The organism is Rathayibacter tritici, assembly GCF_001641005.1.
Lineage (GTDB): Bacteria > Actinomycetota > Actinomycetes > Actinomycetales > Microbacteriaceae > Rathayibacter > Rathayibacter tritici.
Genome location: NZ_CP015515.1, coordinates 1,786,800 through 1,802,619 on the forward strand (window position 1 = coordinate 1,786,800; position 15,820 = coordinate 1,802,619).

Genomic DNA, 15,820 nt, shown 5'->3' on the forward strand with positions numbered 1-15,820 from the left:
CCGCAATCTGCCTTAGCGCAGGCCAGCATCCGAATTCTCAAGCGACACGAAGATGGTCATGGCGGTCATGTAGGCGGCGGCGTCACGCTCGTGCTCATCATCGACTGACTTCCACCGCGTCGCCGATCTTCGTCACAGTCACCGAGTTGATACGCTTCGAGAACACGGTGCGGGTGAGGAACGAGCGCAGGGTCCCGCGGGTGCCGTCGGCTGACCGGGGCACGAACTAATAGGCCTTTTCGCGCGGGCCGATGAGCAAGAAGACCCTCTCCCCGACGGCATATGTCGTTTCGGTCCGGAACGTCGTTCCCGCGAGCTCCACCTCCTCCCCCGCCCCAACGACGAAGGACCGCTCGAGGGCGGGCCGCGACTGCTCTGCGAGGGAGCCTTCCGTGTCGGATTGCGGTTTCGTGGAGAAACGGCCGGGATGGGCGGCGTGGCCGCGCGGGTGCCGCTCATCGCCGGTGCTCGTACCCTCGATGTGCGCGGCTCGGGCGGCAGTCTCGAGCTCGACGTCTTCGATGAGCGGAAGCGTTGCCGTGGGGCAGGGAACGTCCTCCCACTCGTCGAAGCGAATGAGGACGACGTCGAGGGTCTCGCCGGAGTGCTGGACGTTGTCGAGGACGCGTCGCAGGCTGGCGAGCGCGAATATTCCGCCGCTAGGCAGCATCGTCACCGGAAGCGGCCCTCGATGGACACGGGCTTCCCACCTATTCAGGCTCTGAATCGCATCCACCACGTCGACGATAGGGACGGTCACCAGCCGCCGCTGCGACCGTGCACAGGCCTGCCGGGCGGATGCAAAGATCGAGCGAGCTAGGACTTCGGAGCTGAAGATGCTCTCCCGGGAATCGGTCAAGGTCATGGACTCGTCGCCGAAGATGTCGAACAGCTTCGGCCCCTCTGACTCAGCCACGACGTGATCGTGGGGGATCTTCGATGTTTGTGTATCCGATAGGCAAGGCGAATGCTCTGCCTCGGCTCACTGCGCCGGGCAGGCTTCCGGGCTGCTGGTGACCGAGCAGCAGCTCGGGTTTGCCTAGGCAGACAGGGAATCCCGCGATACGCCAGGGCCGCTGCGGCAGGCTCAATCACGCCTGCGGACCCGCGACGGGCCGCCGGTCACCACCGGTTCACCGTCGCGAGGCTCGTGCCGCTCGCGAGGCTCACGCCGACGGTCGACGCGAATCGGGCCCGGACCCTTCGATGTGGGAGACGGTGATGACGTTCGTGGTCCTGCTCAGCGTGTCGAGAACGCTCGCGGTCGAGCCGATGCCCTTCGCGTCGAGCGATGGGGCACCTCAGTATGACGAGGGTCCTCACGGTGTTCTCGGACGTCTCCACCGTCGACATCGTGGTCTGCTCCGTGCTGCGCACCTCGGCGAGCCAGACTCGAGCCGCCTCCGTCACCGTCGACGCTTCCGTGATGTCAGCGACGTCTCCGTTCCGCAGCGCTTGAGCTTGTGCGTGCAGGTTCTCGAGCGCGGCAGCTTCGGTGGCGCCGGAACCTGACAGCCTCCGTACTGACTCGGCGAGGCGCCAGTCCTCGAGCGTTCGCGGGGAGACCTGGAGCAGCTCAGCACGAATCGTGTTCAGTGTCCTGCCGGGGCTGGCCGTAGTGACCGGTGGCCACCGCCGACCTCAGCACCGTTGCTGGCCAGAGTGGCCACGATGGTGGCCGCGGAACTGGATGTTTGGCGACGTGCAGGACCTGCAGGCACACGAAAACCCCTAGATTCCGCGGAATCTAGGGGCCCTTCGCTCCCCGACTTGGACTCGAACCAAGAACCTACCGGTTAACAGCCGATTGCTCTGCCAATTGAGCTATCGAGGATCATCCGATCACCCGGAGGTGATCAGCGCGCTACTACTTTAGCAAACTCTCCGCGAACGCAAAATCGACCCCGCCTCAGTAGCCCGCGACCGGATCGACCCGGCCCACCAGCGGCGCCCCGACGGCGAGGGCAGCGACGTTGGCGCGCACCCGCTCGGCCAGGAGCGGCGCGGTGATCTCGGGGGTGTCGGCGCTGTGCGGCGTGATCAGGCAGCGGGGCTCGCTCCAGAGCGGATGCCCGTCCGGCAGCGGCTCGGGGTCGGTCACATCGAGCGCCGCACCGGCGAGACGGCCCTCGGCGAGGGCCGCGACGAGCGCGTCGGTGTCGACGAGGCTCCCCCGCGCCACGTTGACCAGCACGGCATGCACGGGCAGGTGCGCGAGTAGGTCGGCGTCGACCATCCGCTCGGTCCCCGTCGTCGCGGCGGCGGCCAGGACCAGCACGTCGGCCTCCGCCGCCGCCTCGGCCAGCCGCGACGACGGCAACGTACGGGCGGCGCCCTCGACGGGCTCATCGCCGCGGCGAACGATGGTCGCCCGGCAGCCGAAGACGCTCAGCAGCCGCAGCAGCTCGCGCGCGATCCCGCCCGCTCCGACGATCACGACGCAAGCGCGGTGCAGCGTGACCGCCTTCTTCGGCCCCCAGGAGTCGGCGCGCGCCCGCTCGGGCAGCGAACGCAGCAGGGCCAGCATCAGCGCGAGCGCGTGCTCGGCGACGGGCTCGGCGTAGGCACCCTTGGCGCTGGTCCAGACCAGGTCGTCGCGTGCTGAGGCGAGCACCGGCGCGAAGACGTCGACTCCGGCCCACGGCAGCTGCACCCAGCGAATCGACGGGTGCTCCTCGAGCACGGCCGCCAGCTCATCCGTCCGGCCGTAGGAGAGCCAGAGCAGCCCCTCCGGGCTCTCGTCGATCTCGACGACCACTCCCCCACCCGACTCGACGGCCTCGGTGAACACGGGCTTGGGGCGCGGGAGCACCGCGACGCGCGGGCCGCTCACTGCTCAGCCGCCTCGACGCGCTGAGCCCGGGAGGCATCGAAGCGCTCGTACTCGGCGAATGCCGCTCCGAGCTCGCGGACGTAGGGGTGGCGCGCCTCGACCAGCACGTCCAGCAGCGGCCCGTAGGCGACCACCTCACCGCTGACCAGGACGGCGATCCGATCGGTCGCGCGACTCAGCACGTCGATGTCATGGCTGACCACGACGGCCGCGAAGCCCTCCTGGCTCCGCAGGTCGGCGAGCAGGTCGACGATCGACTCCCGCACCGTCGCGTCGATGCCCGAGGTCGGCTCGTCGGCGATCAGGACCTTCGGCCCGAGCACCAGCGAGCGCGCGACGGCCACCCGCTGGCGCTGGCCGCTGGAGAGCTCGTACGGGTAGCGATCCAGCAGGAACAGCGGGAGGTGCACGGAGTCGAGCAGGGTCGCCACCCGGACGGCCGCCGCCTGGGGATCGTAGTGGCGGTCGCGGAGGAAGATCGGCTCGGCGATCAGCTCCGAGACGGTCAGCTCGGGTCGCAGAGTCGCGCCGGCGTCCTGTGCGAGGTGCGCCACGTCGACGGTGAAGCGCTTGACTTCGCGCGTGGGGAGCGAGCGGAGTCGGTGGCCCGCGACCGTCGCGTCCCCTCCGATGATCACGGGGCGCGTGCGGGCGCCGTCGTGTCCCAGGCCGTCGCCGCCGAGCACGCGGGCGAGCGTGGACTTGCCGGAGCCGCTGCCGCCGAGGATCCCGAGCACCTCCCCCGGCTCCACCCGGAGGCTCACCCCCCGCAGGGCCGTCCACCGGCGGCTGATGCCGCGTGGCGGGTACTCGACGCTGAGGTCGTCGATGACGATCGGGGCCGGATCTTCAGCGGTGCTGCTCACGCGCGGCGCTCCGCCTCGGTGATGCTGCGCAGCAGCTCGCGCCGCGATGCCTGCTCGACCGGATCGGGCACGGGCAGGGAGGCGAGCAGGCGCTGCGTGTAGGGGTGTTTCGGCGCGGCCAGCACCTCGGCTCCGGTCCCCTCCTCGACCAGCTCTCCGCGGTAGAGCACCGCGATGCGGTCGGCGAGCAGGTCGACCACGGCGAGGTCGTGGCTGATGAAGAGCGAGGCGAAGCCGAACTCCCGCTGAAGCTCGGCGAAGAGTTCGAGCACGCGGGCCTGCACCGACACGTCCAGCGCCGAGGTCGGCTCGTCGACGATCAGCAGCTTCGGCTCGAGCGCGAGGGCCCGGGCGAGGCTGGCGCGCTGACGTTGGCCGCCGGAGAGCTCGTGCGGGTAACGATCGCCGTAGGAGCGTGGCAGCTGCACCGCTTCGAGCAGCTCGTCGACGCGCGAGCGGGCCGCGGCGGCGTCCCCGGCACGGCGGTGCACGATCAGGGGCTCGGCCACGCACTCGGCGATGGTGAGCAGCGGATTGAAGCTCGACGCCGGATCCTGGAACACGAAGCCGATGTCACCGCGGACCGGACGGAAGGCGCGCTCGCGGATGCCGCGCATCTCCTTGCCGAGGACCGTCAGCGAGCCGCCGGTGACCGGGGTCAGGCCGGCGATGGCGCGCCCGATGGTGGTCTTGCCCGAGCCGCTCTCGCCGACCAGGCCGAGCACCTCGCCCGCGCGGATGCGGAATGAGACGCCGTCCACCGCGACGAAGCCGGGGCGGCCGAGCCGGCCGGGGTACTGGATCCGCAGGCCCTCGGCGGCGACGAGCGTCTCGGCCTCGGGTGCCTCAGCGCGTTCCAGGGCGCGGACGCGGGCGCGTTCGACGCCCTGGCCCACGTGCGGGACGGCGGCGAGAAGCGTCCTGGTGTACTCGGCCTTCGGCGCCGAGAACAGCTCGGCGACGCTCGCCTCCTCGACCAGCTCGCCCTGGTACATCACGGCGACACGGTCAGCGAGATCCGCGACGACGCCCATGTTGTGGGTGATCAGCACGATCGAGGTGCCGAACTCGTCGCGGCACCGGCGGAGCAGATCGAGGATCTCCGCCTGCACGGTCACGTCGAGCGCGGTGGTCGGCTCGTCCGCCACGATCAGTCCGGGGTCGAGCACGAGTGCCATCGCGATCACGACGCGCTGCTTCTGCCCGCCCGAGAACTGGTGCGGGTAGTAGTCGACCCGCTTCTCCGGCTCCGGGATGCCGACGGTGCGCAGCACCTCGATCGCGCGCTGCCGCGCCTGCTTCTTCGAGACGGAGCCGTGGGCGCGCAGCCCCTCGGCGATCTGCCAGCCCACGGTGAAGACGGGGTTGAGGGCCGTGCCCGGCTCCTGGAACACCATCGCGACGTCGGTGCCGCGCAGCTCCCGGAGGCGCGCCTTCGGCACCGAGACGACATCGGTCGCCGCACTGCCGTCCTTCTTCGAGAGCAGCACCACGCCGGAGGCGGTCGCCGTTTCGGGCAGCAGGCCCAGGATGGTCTTCGCCGTCACGGTCTTGCCGCTGCCGGACTCGCCGACGATCGCCAGCACCTCACCGCGCTCGACGCGGAGGCTGACCCCGGCGACGGCGCGAACGGCTCCGCGGTCGCTCGCGAAGGCGACCTCGAGATCAGTAATGTCCACGATCGGACGCGCGGCGGCGTCCCGGACAGTGCGCTGGTCGCTCATCGCGTCCTCTCCACTCCGGCGACGGGGTCGTGCCCCGGCGTCTCCAGACCGTCGGCGGCGAGCACGCCGCCCGGCACGACGGACGTTGCGGCGAGGTCGCCGGCACCGGCCGCCACTGCGCGCCGACCACGCAGGCGCGGGTCGGCGAGATCGTTCAGGCTCTCGCCTACGAGGGTGATGCCCAGCACCACGAGCACGATCGCCAGGCCCGGGAAGACCGAGGTCCACCAGATGCCGCTCGTGACATCGGACAGCGCCTTGTTGAGGTCGTACCCCCACTCGGCGGCCGACGTCGGCTCGATGCCGAAGCCGAGAAAGCCCAGGCCGGCGAGGGTCAGAATCGCCTCGGAGGAGTTGAGCGTGAAGATCAGCGGCAGCGTGCGCGTGGCGTTGCGCAGGACGTGGCGGAACATGATCCGCGGCGTCGATGCTCCGATGACCTTTGCCGACTCCACGAACGCGTCGCCCTTGATCCGCACCGTTTCGGCCCGGATGACGCGGAAGTACTGCGGGATGTAGACCACCGTGATCGAGATCGCCGCGGCGACGATGCCTGCCCAGAGGTTCGATTGGCCGCCCGAGATGACGATCGATATCACGATCGCCAGGAGCAGGGTCGGGAACGCGTAGATCGCGTCGCAGATCACGACGAGCACCCGGTCGAGCCAGCCGCCGAGGTAGCCGGAGACGAGGCCGAGGAACACGCCGAGGAAGATCGACAGGACGACGGCGACGACGATCACGAGGAAGGCGGTCTGTGTACCCCAGATCACCCGCGAAAGCACGTCGTAGCCGCCGACGGTCGTGCCGAGCAGGTGCCCGCCGCTCGGCGGCTCCTGCGCACCGAACGACTCGTCGCCCGAGCGCAGCTGCGAGTAGCCGTAGGGGGCGATCAGCGGAGCGAAGAGTGCGACCAGCAGGAACACGCCGGTGATGATGAGGCCGGTGACGAGCATCCCCCGCTGGAGACCGACGCTTTGACGGAGTTGGCGGACGACCGGCAAGCGGTCGACGAGGCGGCGGCGCGGGTGCGCCGATGCGGTGGTGCTCATGCTCAGTACCTCACTCGCGGGTCGATGAGCGCCGCGATGACGTCGACGATGAAGTTGGTCAGCGCCACGATCACGGCGAGCAGGGCGACGATGCCCTGCACGGCCACGAAGTCGCGGGCCTGGAGGTACTCGGCCAGCTGAAAGCCGAGCCCCTTCCACTCGAAGGTGGTCTCGGTGAGGACGGCGCCGCCGAGCAGCAGGGCGATCTGTAGGCCGATCACGGTGATGATCGGGATGAGCGCCGGTCGGTACGCGTGCGTGCGGACCAGGCGGAACTCGCTCACTCCGCGCGAGCGCGCCGCGTCGACGTAGTCGGTGCCGAGGGTGCCGATCACATTGGTACGCACCAGGCGCAGGAAGATGCCCGCGGTAAGCAGACCCAGCGCGACGGCCGGGAGCACCGCGTGCGAGAGCACATCCGCGATCGCCGCCGGATCGCCGGTCTGGATCGCGTCGATGAGGTAGATACCGGTCTTGGTTTCGAGGAACTGGAGCGAGAGCTCGGTACTCGTCGAGGCGCGTCCGGCGACAGGGAACCACTTCAACCACACCGAGAACACCAGCTTGAGCAGCAGGCCCGCGAAGAACACCGGAGTCGCGTAGCAGAGGATCGCGAAGATCCGCAGCACCGCGTCGGGCGTGCGGTCGCGGTGGTAGGCGGCGAGCATGCCGAGTGGGATGCCGACGAGGAATGCCACGATCAGCCCGTAGAAGGCGAGTTCGACGGTCGCGGCACCGTAGGTGAGCAGCACCTCGGTCACCGGGCGGTTATCGCTCAGGGTGGTGCCGAAATCGCCCGTCAACAGCTTGCCGAGGTACTCGAAGTACTGCACGATCAGCGGCCGGTCGTAGCCGGCGGCGGCCACGCGCTCCGCGAGCTGGTCCGCGGTCAGGCGGCCGCCGAGCGCCGCCGTGATCGGGTCGCCCGTGGAGCGCATGAGCAGGAACACCAGCGTCACGAGGATGAAGACGGTGGGGATGATGAGCAGGAAGCGGACGAGCAGGTAGCGCCCGAGTCCGCCCCCGGAGCCGCGCGGTCGCCGGGTGGGCGCCGTCGCCGCAGCCGTCGTGGCAGTCGTCACGTGATGCCTTTCGAGGAGAACGGCCGGCGCCTCCTCTCGGGGAGGCGCCGGCCGCGAGGGAGGTGATCAGCCCTTGCTGAGTGCCGCGTAGCGGAACTTGAACGAGGCGTCGAGGGTGTCCTCGGCTCCGCTCACCGTGCTGCCGACGACCGCGACCTGCGAGCCCTGCAGGTAGGGGACGGTCGAGAGCTGCGCCGCGACCTTCTCCTGGATCTGCTCGATCAGCGCGGTGCGCGCGCCGGCGTCGGTGGTCGAGACCTGCTGGGCGATCAGGCTCTGCACCTCAGCGTCGTCGTAGTGGTTCGCGAGGAAGTTCTCCTTGATGAAGAACGGCGAGAGGTAGTTGTCGGCGTCGGAGTAGTCCGGGAACCAGCCGAGCTGGTACGCCGGGTAGACGTCGCTTGAGCGGTCCTTCGAGTACTGCACCCACTCCGTGGTCTGCAGGTTGACCGTGAAGAGACCGGTCGACTCCAACTGGTCCTTGATCAGCGCGTACTCGTCGCCCGAGGACGGGCCGTAGTGGTCGTTCGAATACTGCAGGTTCAGGGTGACCGGAGTGGTGACACCGGCGGCCTCGAGGGTCGCCTTCGCCTTGCCCGCATCGGGCGCGCCGTTGCCGTCGCCGTAGAGCGACTTCAGCGGCTCGACCGCGCCGGTCAGACCGGCCGGGACGTAGGAGTAGAGCGCGGTGTAGGTGCCCTTGTAGACCTGGTCGGCGATCTCGTCGCGGTCGATCAGGTCGGCGACAGCCTGGCGCACGGCGAGAGCCTTCGTGCTGTCGGCCTCTCCGGTGGTCGCGCCGAAGGGCTGCGTGTCGAAGTTGAAGACGATGTAGCGGATCTCGCCGCCGGGTCCGTCCACGACCTTCACCGTGTCGTTGCCGCGCAGGTCGTCGATGTCGGTCGCCGAGAGGCTGCGGAACGCGACGTCGATGTTCCCCTCCTGGATGTCCAGCTTGAGGTTGGAGGAGTCGGCGTAGTACTTGACGTTGACGGTGTCGGTCTTCGCCGCGCCCAGGACGCCCTGGTATCCCGGGTACGCCTTGTACTGGACGAGGTTGTTCACGTCGTAGTTGGCGATCGTGTACTGGCCGGCGAAGGCATCGCCCGAGACGATGTCGGCGTCGGGGGTCAGCTCGTCGGCCGAGAAGACCTCCTCGTCCACGATCGGGCCGGCGGGGCTCGAGAGGATTTGCGGGAAGGTCTGGTCGTTGTCGGACTTGAGCGTGAAGACCACGGTCGTGTCGTCCGGCGCCGCGACGCTGTCGAGGTTCGCGAGGAGCGAGGACGGACCGTTCTCGGCGGCGATGCCGACCTGGCGGTCGAACGAGAACTTGACGTCGGAGGAGGTGAGGTCGTGGCCGTTGGCCCACTTCAGTCCGTCCTTCAGAGTCACGGTGTACTCGGTGGGCGAGGTGAACTCCGCCGACTCCGCGATGTCGGGTTCGACGTCCGGGCTGCCGTAGGGGGTGTTCATCAGGAACGGGAACACCTGGTTCATCACGGCGAAAGAGCCGTTGTCGTAGGAGCCCGCGGGGTCCAGAGCCGTGAGCTTGTCGGTGGTGCCGATGGTCAGGGCCCCTCCGGCGCTGCCGCCGGACGAGTCGTTCCCGCCGGCGGAGCAGCCCGCCAGCACGAGCGCGACCGCGGCGAAGCCTGCCGTCGCAGCGAGTGCGCGGGTACCGCGGGTGGATGCGGAAATCATCTCCGTCTGCCTCTTCCTGTCAAGGGATGGGATGCGGGCGCGCAGGTGGCGCGCGGACTCTCGGCACACAGATCACCTGTGGCAGTGGCGTCACGACACTGGACGCCCGCATTGCTGTTCCTCAGTGGTAACACAGTTGGGAGCGCTCCCCGAACCGGGACGGGCGCGCGGCCGATTTCTTCACACGACCGCAACACGCTCATTCTGTCCGATGCGCCCGCTTCTCGCGCTCGAGATTACTCGGGGTTAAGCGCGCGCCTATCGTTCTCGAGACCTGCGAGACGCACCTGAATCGTCCGTCGGACCACGGGGTCTGAAGCGCGTTGCAGCGCGCCCCTCAGGTCTGCAATTTCTCGGAGCATGTCCCGTTCGATCACTGCGATCGCGACTCCCTTCGCCCAGCGAACGAGCCGGACCTCGTCCGAAGCAGGCAGAGGAGCGACCGCCAATTGTCGAACGAACGACGCGAAAGGAGTGGGAACGTCGTTTGCTATGTGGTCGATCCACTCGCGGCTCGTCGCGCGTTCGAGATTCAGGACGATGGCGTCGCGCACCACGCGAAGGGTCTCATTCGTCACGGCGGCGTGGGCTGCCCGGGTGAGGAGCTCGAGACCGATCGACTCTGGAAGTTGAAGCATCGCCATGAGCGCCTCACGCTCCAGCCTGGTGACCACGTCGGTCGGAAGGTCGGCGATGGTTGTTCCCATCGGGGCGTCAGCGCCACCACCGTCTCGGCTCTCGTCTGCAGGTCCGGTTCTAGGGGCGGAGGAGCGGGGCCTCGATCCCGCGGAGCGCACGGCAGCGTTCACCTCCGCCATGTCCAGCCCCAGCATGCGGGCGAGCTCGCGGGAGTAGCCGGGCCGTAGCGCCGGGTCGCGGATGTCGGCGACGACGGGAGCCGCCGCCCTCAGCGCCGCGATCCGGCCCTCGACGGTCTCGAGGTCGTAGCGGTCGAGCAGCTGCCGGATCACGAACTCGACCATCGGCTTCTTGTCGTCGATCAGCCGGCGCACGGCGTCGTCTCCGCGGTTCAGGCGGAGGTCGCACGGATCCAGGCCCTCCGGCGCGACCGCGACGAAGGTCTGCGCGGCGAAGCGGTGCTCCTCCTGGAACGCGCGCATCGCTGCCTTCTGGCCGGCTGCATCGGGGTCGAAGGTGAAGACGACCTCGCCGACTCCGCTGTCGTCTCCCAGCACCCGGCGCAGCACCTTGATGTGATCCACGCCGAAGGAGGTGCCGCAGGTCGCGACCGCGGTGGTGACGCCCGCGAGATGGCAGGCCATGACATCCGTGTACCCCTCGACGACCACCACACGGTGCCCGCGCGAGATATCGCGCTTGGCGAGGTCGAGGCCGTAGAGCACCTGCGACTTGTGGTAGACGGGGGTCTCGGGAGTGTTGAGGTACTTGGGGCCCTTGTCCTCCTCGAGGAGGCGGCGGGCTCCGAATCCGACGGTCTGCCCCGTGACGTCGCGGATCGGCCAGACGAGGCGGCCACGGAAGCGGTCGTAGACGCCGCCGCGGTTGTTGCTGCTGACCAGACCGGCCGTGCTGAGTTCCTCCTCCGAGAAACCGCGGCGCTTGAGCGCGGTGGTGAGCCCGTCCCAACCGTCGGGCGCGAAGCCGACTCCGAACCGGTCGGCCGCAGCGCGGTCGAAGCCACGCTCGCCGAGGAAGCGACGCCCTACATCGGCGCCGGGGGTCGCGAGCTGCTCGCGGAAGTACTCCTCGGCCGCGTCGTTGGCGGCCAGCAGGCGCGCGCGACCACCGGTTTCGGGAGCGCGGCCGTCGCCCTCCTCGTACTGCAGCGGGAAGCCGATCCGTCCGGCCAGACGCTCAACGGTCTCACTGAACGAGCTGTGGTCCATCTTCATGATGAAGCTGTAGACGTCACCCGACTCCTGGCAGCCGAAGCAGTGGTAGAAACCGGCCTGCGGGCGCACATGAAAGCTCGGGCTGCGCTCGTCGTGGAAGGGACAGAGGCCCTTGAGGGAGCCGACTCCGGCCGACTTCAGCGTGACGTACTCGCCGATCACGTCGCCGATGTTCACCCGCGCCTTGATCTCTTCGACATCTGACTGTCGGATCCGAGGCATGGGGTTTATCGTATCGGCCGCGGTGGTCGCCGAGCCGGGGTGTGGAGAAGTGGCCGCCCTGGAAAGCGAGTCCGACGCGCGGATCGGCGTGAGCGCCGTCGACACCGGCTCCGGCCGCCGCGTCGAGCACCGGCCCGACGAGCGCTTCGGCTACGCGTCGAGTTTCAAGGCCCACGCTTCCCCGCGAGCGTGCCCAGGAGATTCACTCGCCCGGCCTCTCCGAGGATCCCGTGCCGCTAATCTCCGAGCTGTCCTCTCTCACCCGCGCGGCGCTGGCCACCCGCTCGCCCCGGCCCTGCGCGACGCCGGGCAGGGACCGGCGTGGACGTCAACACAGCCTCTCGAACCACGCGAGTGCGCTCTGGTCGGTGAGGTTGGCGACCTGGTCGACGATCACGCGGCGGCGGGCGTCGTCGTCGCGTGCCTCGTGCCAGTCCTCTGCGAAGCCGGATTCGAGGGTGCCGGGGCCGCGGTCGAGGAGGGTGTCGGCCAGGTGAGTGAGGACTTCGCGCTGCTGGGCGTAGATCGGCTGGCGGGTGTTTCTGGACATCACGAAGGTCGCGACGATCCCCTTGAGCACGGCGATCTCGGCCTGCTGCTCGCGGGGGACGACGACGTGACCGCCGAAGCGGACGAGGTCGGGGTGCTGGTGGGCCTCGCGGGTCGCTTCGGTGGCGGCGGCGGCAAAGCGGCCGATGAGCTGGCTGGTGAGGTTCTTAAGCCGGGCCTGGTCGCGGCGGGAGCCGTCCCAGGAGGACACCCACACGTCGAGCGAGTCGAGCCGGTCGAAGGCGGCCACTAGTTCGTCGTGGCCGACTTCGCCGCCGACCCAGGAGTGCATCGACTGCACCAGATCCTCGTGGTCCGCGCGGGAGCCGAGCGCTTCGACGTCGATGAAGCCGGAGAACACCGCGTCCTCGAAGTCGTGCACGGAGTAGGCGATGTCGTCCGAAAGGTCCATCACTTCGGCTTCGATGCAGCGCACTCCCTCGGGGGCGCCCTGGCGCATCCACGCGAAGGCGGGTTCGTCGTCGGCGTAGAAGCCGAACTTGGCGCGGCCGGACGGATCGGCGACGGAGCGTGTGTCCGGCCAGGGGTACTTGCAGCTTGCGTCGAGGCTGGCTCGGGTGAGGTTCAGTCCGTAGGGGCGCGCGTCGTCGCCGAACACCTTGGGTTCGAGGCGGGTGAGCAGTCGGAAGGTCTGCGCATTGCCCTCGAAGCCGCCGATCCCCTCCGCCCAGCCGTTGAGAGCGCGCTCGCCGTTGTGCCCGAACGGCGGATGCCCGATGTCGTGCGCGAGGCAGGCCGTGTCGACTACGTCGGGGTCGAGGTCGAGGCTCGTGGCGAGTTCGCGGCCGATCTGCGCGACTTCGAGCGAGTGCGTCAGCCGGTTGCGTGCGAAGTCGACACCGGCCGTGGGGCTGAGCACCTGGGTCTTGGCGGCCAGGCGCCGCAGAGCGCTGGAGTGGAAGAGCCGGGCGCGGTCGCGGGCGAAGTCGGAGCGGCGGGTCGAGTGGTCCTCCGGCAGGAAACGCTCGGTGTCGACGAGCGAGTACCCCCAGAGCGCGCGGTCATCCACCGCTGTGGTGGATCTCGGCGGCCGAGACCGCGTCGCGCTGTCCGGCGTCGAGTTCGCGGGAGTCGAGCCAACGGTCCGGCAGCGAGGGGACTTTGGGCGAGCCCGCGCGTCCACGCTGGCCCTCGGCCGCCTCGCCGGGGTAGGGCTGCGCCCAGTCCAGCGTGGCCAGGAGTTCGTCGAGCTGGGCGAGCGATTCGACCGTGGCCAGGCGTGCTCGCAGGTCGCCGCCGACGGCGTAGCCCTTGAAGTACCAGGCCACGTGCTTGCGGATGTCGCGGCAGCCGCGCTCCTCGCTGTCGAAGAAGTCGACGAGCAGTTCTGCGTGGCGGCGGAACGCCGCGGCGACCTGCCCGAGTGAGGGGCGGAAGCGTTCGTCGGAGCCGGCGAAGGCGGCGGCGAGATCGCCGAAGAGCCAGGGCCGTCCGAGGCAGCCGCGACCGACGACCACGCCGTCGCACCCCGTCTCCGCCATCATCCGCAGGGCGTCCTCGGCGGACCAGATGTCGCCGTTGCCGAGCACCGGAACGCTCGTGATCGCCTCCTTGAGCGCGGCGACGGCTGACCAGTCGGCGTGTCCGCTGTAGAACTCGGAGGCGGTGCGCGCGTGCAGCGCGATCGACGCGACTCCGGCGCCCTCGGCCGCCCGCGCGGCGTCGAGGTAGGTGAGGTGATCGGCGTCGATGCCCTTGCGCATCTTGATGGTGAGCGGGATATCACCCGCGGCCTTCACTGCGCCCTCGACGATCTGGCGGAACAGCGGCAGCTTCCACGGCAGCGCCGCTCCCCCGCCCTTCCGGGTGACCTTGGGAACGGGGCAGCCGAAGTTGAGGTCGATGTGGTCGGCCCGGTCCTCCGCGACGAGCATGGTCACGGCTTCGGCGACCGTGCGCGGGTCGACTCCGTAGAGCTGGATCGAACGCACCGACTCGCTGGGATGGTGCCGGATGAGGCGCATCGATTCCGGTGTGCGCTCCACGAGAGCGCGCGAGGTGATCATCTCGCTGACGAACAGCATCCCGCCGGCACTGCTCGTCACGCCAGCACTGCTCGTCCCGCCAGCACCGGGGCCGTCTCCGAACTCGCGGCAGAGGCGGCGGAACGCCGTGTTGGTGATACCCGCCATCGGGGCGAGCACCACGGGCGCATCGAGGTCGAGGGGGCCGATCCGGAGCGCCGGCGCGGTGCGCGCGGGCGGGGCGGCCAGAAGAGTGGAGGACATCGGTATCGATTCTCCCAGATCCTGTGTTGGGGAAGGCGGAGTGACGAGCAGAGAGGTGCAGAAATGAGCGAGAGCAGGCCTGTGGAGGACGGTTCGCGGCGGCTGGAGGCAGACGCGGCGGCACGCGGCCTGACCGTCGAGGTCGTGGAGCGGCCGGTCGCCGGGAGCCTGCACGAGGCGGCCGAGCTGCTCGGCATCGAGCCCGGTGACATCGTGAAGTCGCTGGTGGTGAAGCGCCACGACGGCGGCTATCTGTTCGCACTCGTCCCGGGCGGGCGTCAGATCGCCTGGCCGAAACTGCGCGCGGTCGTCGGAGTGAACAAGCTGCGCCTCCCCGACGAGACCGCCGCCCTCGAGGCGACCGGCTACCGGCGCGGCACCATCACGCCCATCGGCTCCACGACTGCCTGGCCGGTCTACGCCGATGAGCGCCTCTTGGGCCGTCGTGTCGCGATGGGCGCGGGCACCGACGGGCGCAGCGCCTTCGTCGACGCGGACGCCCTGGTGGCCGCCTACGCGGCGACAGTGGCCGACATCACCGTCGAGGAGCCTGCGCGCTGACCGGTCACGCGGTCGGGCCCGTCAACACCCGCACGAGTTCATCGACGTCCGACTCGTCGTTCCAGAGGTGAAAGGCGATGCGGAGGCGGCCACCGCGCCCTGAGACGCGCAAGCCCGCGGCCTGCAGCCGCTCTAGATCCGCGCCTCCCGCGTCCGGCCACGAGACGATCGCGCGGTGCTGCGGCTCCCGGTCGAGCCGCTCGCAGAGCTCATCGCCGAGGCCGGACGCGTGCGTCCACACCGCGTCGAGGTCGAGCGAGCGGAAGAGCGCGAGCGACGCCTCCGCCCCGGCGAACGCCTGCCAGGCGGGCGAGACGTCGAAGCGGCGGGCATTCTCGGCCAGATGCATGGCCGGTCCGTAGCAGGAGGACCAGACGTCCTCACCGGAGTACCAGCCGGCCTGAACGGGCATGAGCTCGGCCGCGTAGGCGGGTGAGACGGTGAGGAAAGCGACTCCGCGCGGTGAGCACAGCCACTTGTAGGCGTGAGTGAGCGTCGCGTCGAAACGGGAAGCGTCGACCGGCAGGACGCCGGCCGCCTGCGTGAGGTCGCAGGCCGTGCGCACTCCGTGGCGAGCGGCCGCCTCGATCACGGCGTCGAGATCGGCGAGGGCACCGCTGCTGGACTGCACGGCAGAGAAGACCACGAGGTCATCCGCGTCCTCGACCGCCTCGGCCAGCGCCTCCAGTGGCACGCAGCGCACGAGAACGCCGCGGTACGCCTGCGCGAGGAAGGGGAAGACGATCGAGGAGAAGTCGCCGTCGACGCACAGCACCCGCGCCCCGTCGGGCAGCGAGGCGGCGAGCACGGCAGCCATCGCGGAGGTCTGCGAGCCGATCGCGACGTGGTCGACCGGCACGCCGACGATCGCGGCGAACGAGGCCCGGGCGCGCTCGGCGACTGCTCCGTAGCCGGCGGCCGTGCTCTCGCCGTTCGACCAGCCGTCGAGGTCGGCGCGCAGTGCGTCGACGCTCTCGCGGGGCGGCAAGCCGAGCGTGCAGGCGTTGTGGTAGCCGCGGGCACCGGCGAAGCGCGCGCGCAGGTCGGCGTGGTCGGGTAGTGCGGTGCTCACCCCTCGAGGATGACGCTCCGGAGCCGGATCGC

The 15,820-nt window shown here is 69.6% G+C and carries 14 protein-coding genes and 1 tRNA gene; 2 read left to right on the forward strand and 13 right to left on the reverse strand.

Going from position 1 to position 15,820, the window contains the following annotated elements; all coding sequences use genetic code 11:
- Positions 1-97: 97 nt before the first annotated feature.
- Together A6122_RS17485 and A6122_RS08170 are read right to left on the reverse strand one after the other, a co-directional pair.
- A complete protein-coding gene (locus A6122_RS17485) occupies positions 98-223 on the reverse strand; it encodes a hypothetical protein (protein ID WP_257722295.1) in 126 nt (41 codons plus the stop codon).
- A gap of 3 nt (positions 224-226) precedes the next feature.
- Entirely contained in the window at positions 227-916 is a 690-nt protein-coding gene (locus A6122_RS08170; RefSeq protein WP_068253621.1) for a hypothetical protein, read from the reverse strand.
- Between the two features lie 375 nt (positions 917-1,291).
- Between A6122_RS08170 and A6122_RS16485 the strand changes: the two genes are divergently transcribed.
- A complete protein-coding gene (locus A6122_RS16485) occupies positions 1,292-1,459 on the forward strand; it encodes a hypothetical protein (protein WP_157593792.1) in 168 nt (55 codons plus the stop codon).
- 302 nt (positions 1,460-1,761) lie between these two features.
- On the opposite strand, the gene A6122_RS08175 is transcribed toward A6122_RS16485, so the two are convergent.
- The 10 genes from A6122_RS08175 to dusB all read right to left on the reverse strand — a co-directional run bounded on the left by A6122_RS08175 (position 1,762) and on the right by dusB (position 14,155).
- Positions 1,762-1,834, reverse strand: a tRNA-Asn gene (locus A6122_RS08175).
- A 75-nt stretch (positions 1,835-1,909) separates the two neighbouring features.
- Positions 1,910-2,833, reverse strand: coding sequence for a D-isomer specific 2-hydroxyacid dehydrogenase family protein (locus A6122_RS08180; RefSeq protein WP_237358148.1), 924 nt, complete (start codon positions 2,831-2,833; stop codon positions 1,910-1,912).
- Entirely contained in the window at positions 2,830-3,699 is an 870-nt protein-coding gene (locus A6122_RS08185; protein ID WP_068253624.1) for an ATP-binding cassette domain-containing protein, read from the reverse strand. Before A6122_RS08185 ends, A6122_RS08180 begins: the two co-directional genes overlap by 4 nt.
- Complete coding sequence (locus tag A6122_RS08190; protein WP_068253628.1) at positions 3,696-5,423, reverse strand: dipeptide ABC transporter ATP-binding protein; 1,728 nt, start codon at positions 5,421-5,423, stop codon at positions 3,696-3,698. The genes A6122_RS08185 and A6122_RS08190 overlap by 4 nt, the downstream gene beginning before the upstream one ends.
- Positions 5,420-6,475 carry an ABC transporter permease gene (locus A6122_RS08195; protein ID WP_068253630.1) on the reverse strand — a complete coding sequence of 352 codons (1,056 nt, stop codon included), beginning with the start codon at positions 6,473-6,475 and terminating at the stop codon, positions 5,420-5,422. The genes A6122_RS08190 and A6122_RS08195 overlap by 4 nt, the downstream gene beginning before the upstream one ends.
- Before the next feature lie 2 nt (positions 6,476-6,477).
- A complete protein-coding gene (locus A6122_RS08200; RefSeq protein ID WP_068253633.1) occupies positions 6,478-7,557 on the reverse strand; it encodes an ABC transporter permease in 1,080 nt (359 codons plus the stop codon).
- A gap of 66 nt (positions 7,558-7,623) precedes the next feature.
- The gene (locus A6122_RS08205) at positions 7,624-9,261 is read right to left on the reverse strand and encodes an ABC transporter substrate-binding protein (protein WP_068253637.1); all 1,638 of its coding nucleotides are present in this window, start codon (positions 9,259-9,261) and stop codon (positions 7,624-7,626) included.
- Positions 9,262-9,497: 236 nt separating this feature from the next.
- Positions 9,498-11,357, reverse strand: a complete 1,860-nt coding sequence (gene dnaG / locus A6122_RS08210) for a DNA primase (RefSeq protein ID WP_068253638.1) — start codon at positions 11,355-11,357, stop codon at positions 9,498-9,500.
- A gap of 328 nt (positions 11,358-11,685) precedes the next feature.
- Positions 11,686-12,936 (reverse strand): deoxyguanosinetriphosphate triphosphohydrolase, encoded by a 1,251-nt coding sequence (locus A6122_RS08215; RefSeq protein WP_068253641.1) that lies wholly within the window; start codon positions 12,934-12,936, stop codon positions 11,686-11,688.
- Positions 12,929-14,155 (reverse strand): tRNA dihydrouridine synthase DusB, encoded by a 1,227-nt coding sequence (dusB, locus tag A6122_RS08220; RefSeq protein ID WP_068253643.1) that lies wholly within the window; start codon positions 14,153-14,155, stop codon positions 12,929-12,931. The genes A6122_RS08215 and dusB overlap by 8 nt, the downstream gene beginning before the upstream one ends.
- A 63-nt stretch (positions 14,156-14,218) precedes the next feature.
- Between dusB and A6122_RS08225 the strand changes: the two genes are divergently transcribed.
- Positions 14,219-14,716 carry an aminoacyl-tRNA deacylase gene (locus tag A6122_RS08225; RefSeq protein WP_068253644.1) on the forward strand — a complete coding sequence of 166 codons (498 nt, stop codon included), beginning with the start codon at positions 14,219-14,221 and terminating at the stop codon, positions 14,714-14,716.
- A gap of 4 nt (positions 14,717-14,720) precedes the next feature.
- Here A6122_RS08225 and A6122_RS08230 read toward each other — a convergent pair whose 3' ends face one another.
- The gene (locus tag A6122_RS08230) at positions 14,721-15,788 is read right to left on the reverse strand and encodes an aminotransferase class V-fold PLP-dependent enzyme (RefSeq protein WP_068253645.1); all 1,068 of its coding nucleotides are present in this window, start codon (positions 15,786-15,788) and stop codon (positions 14,721-14,723) included.
- Between the last annotated feature and the right edge of the window lie 32 nt (positions 15,789-15,820).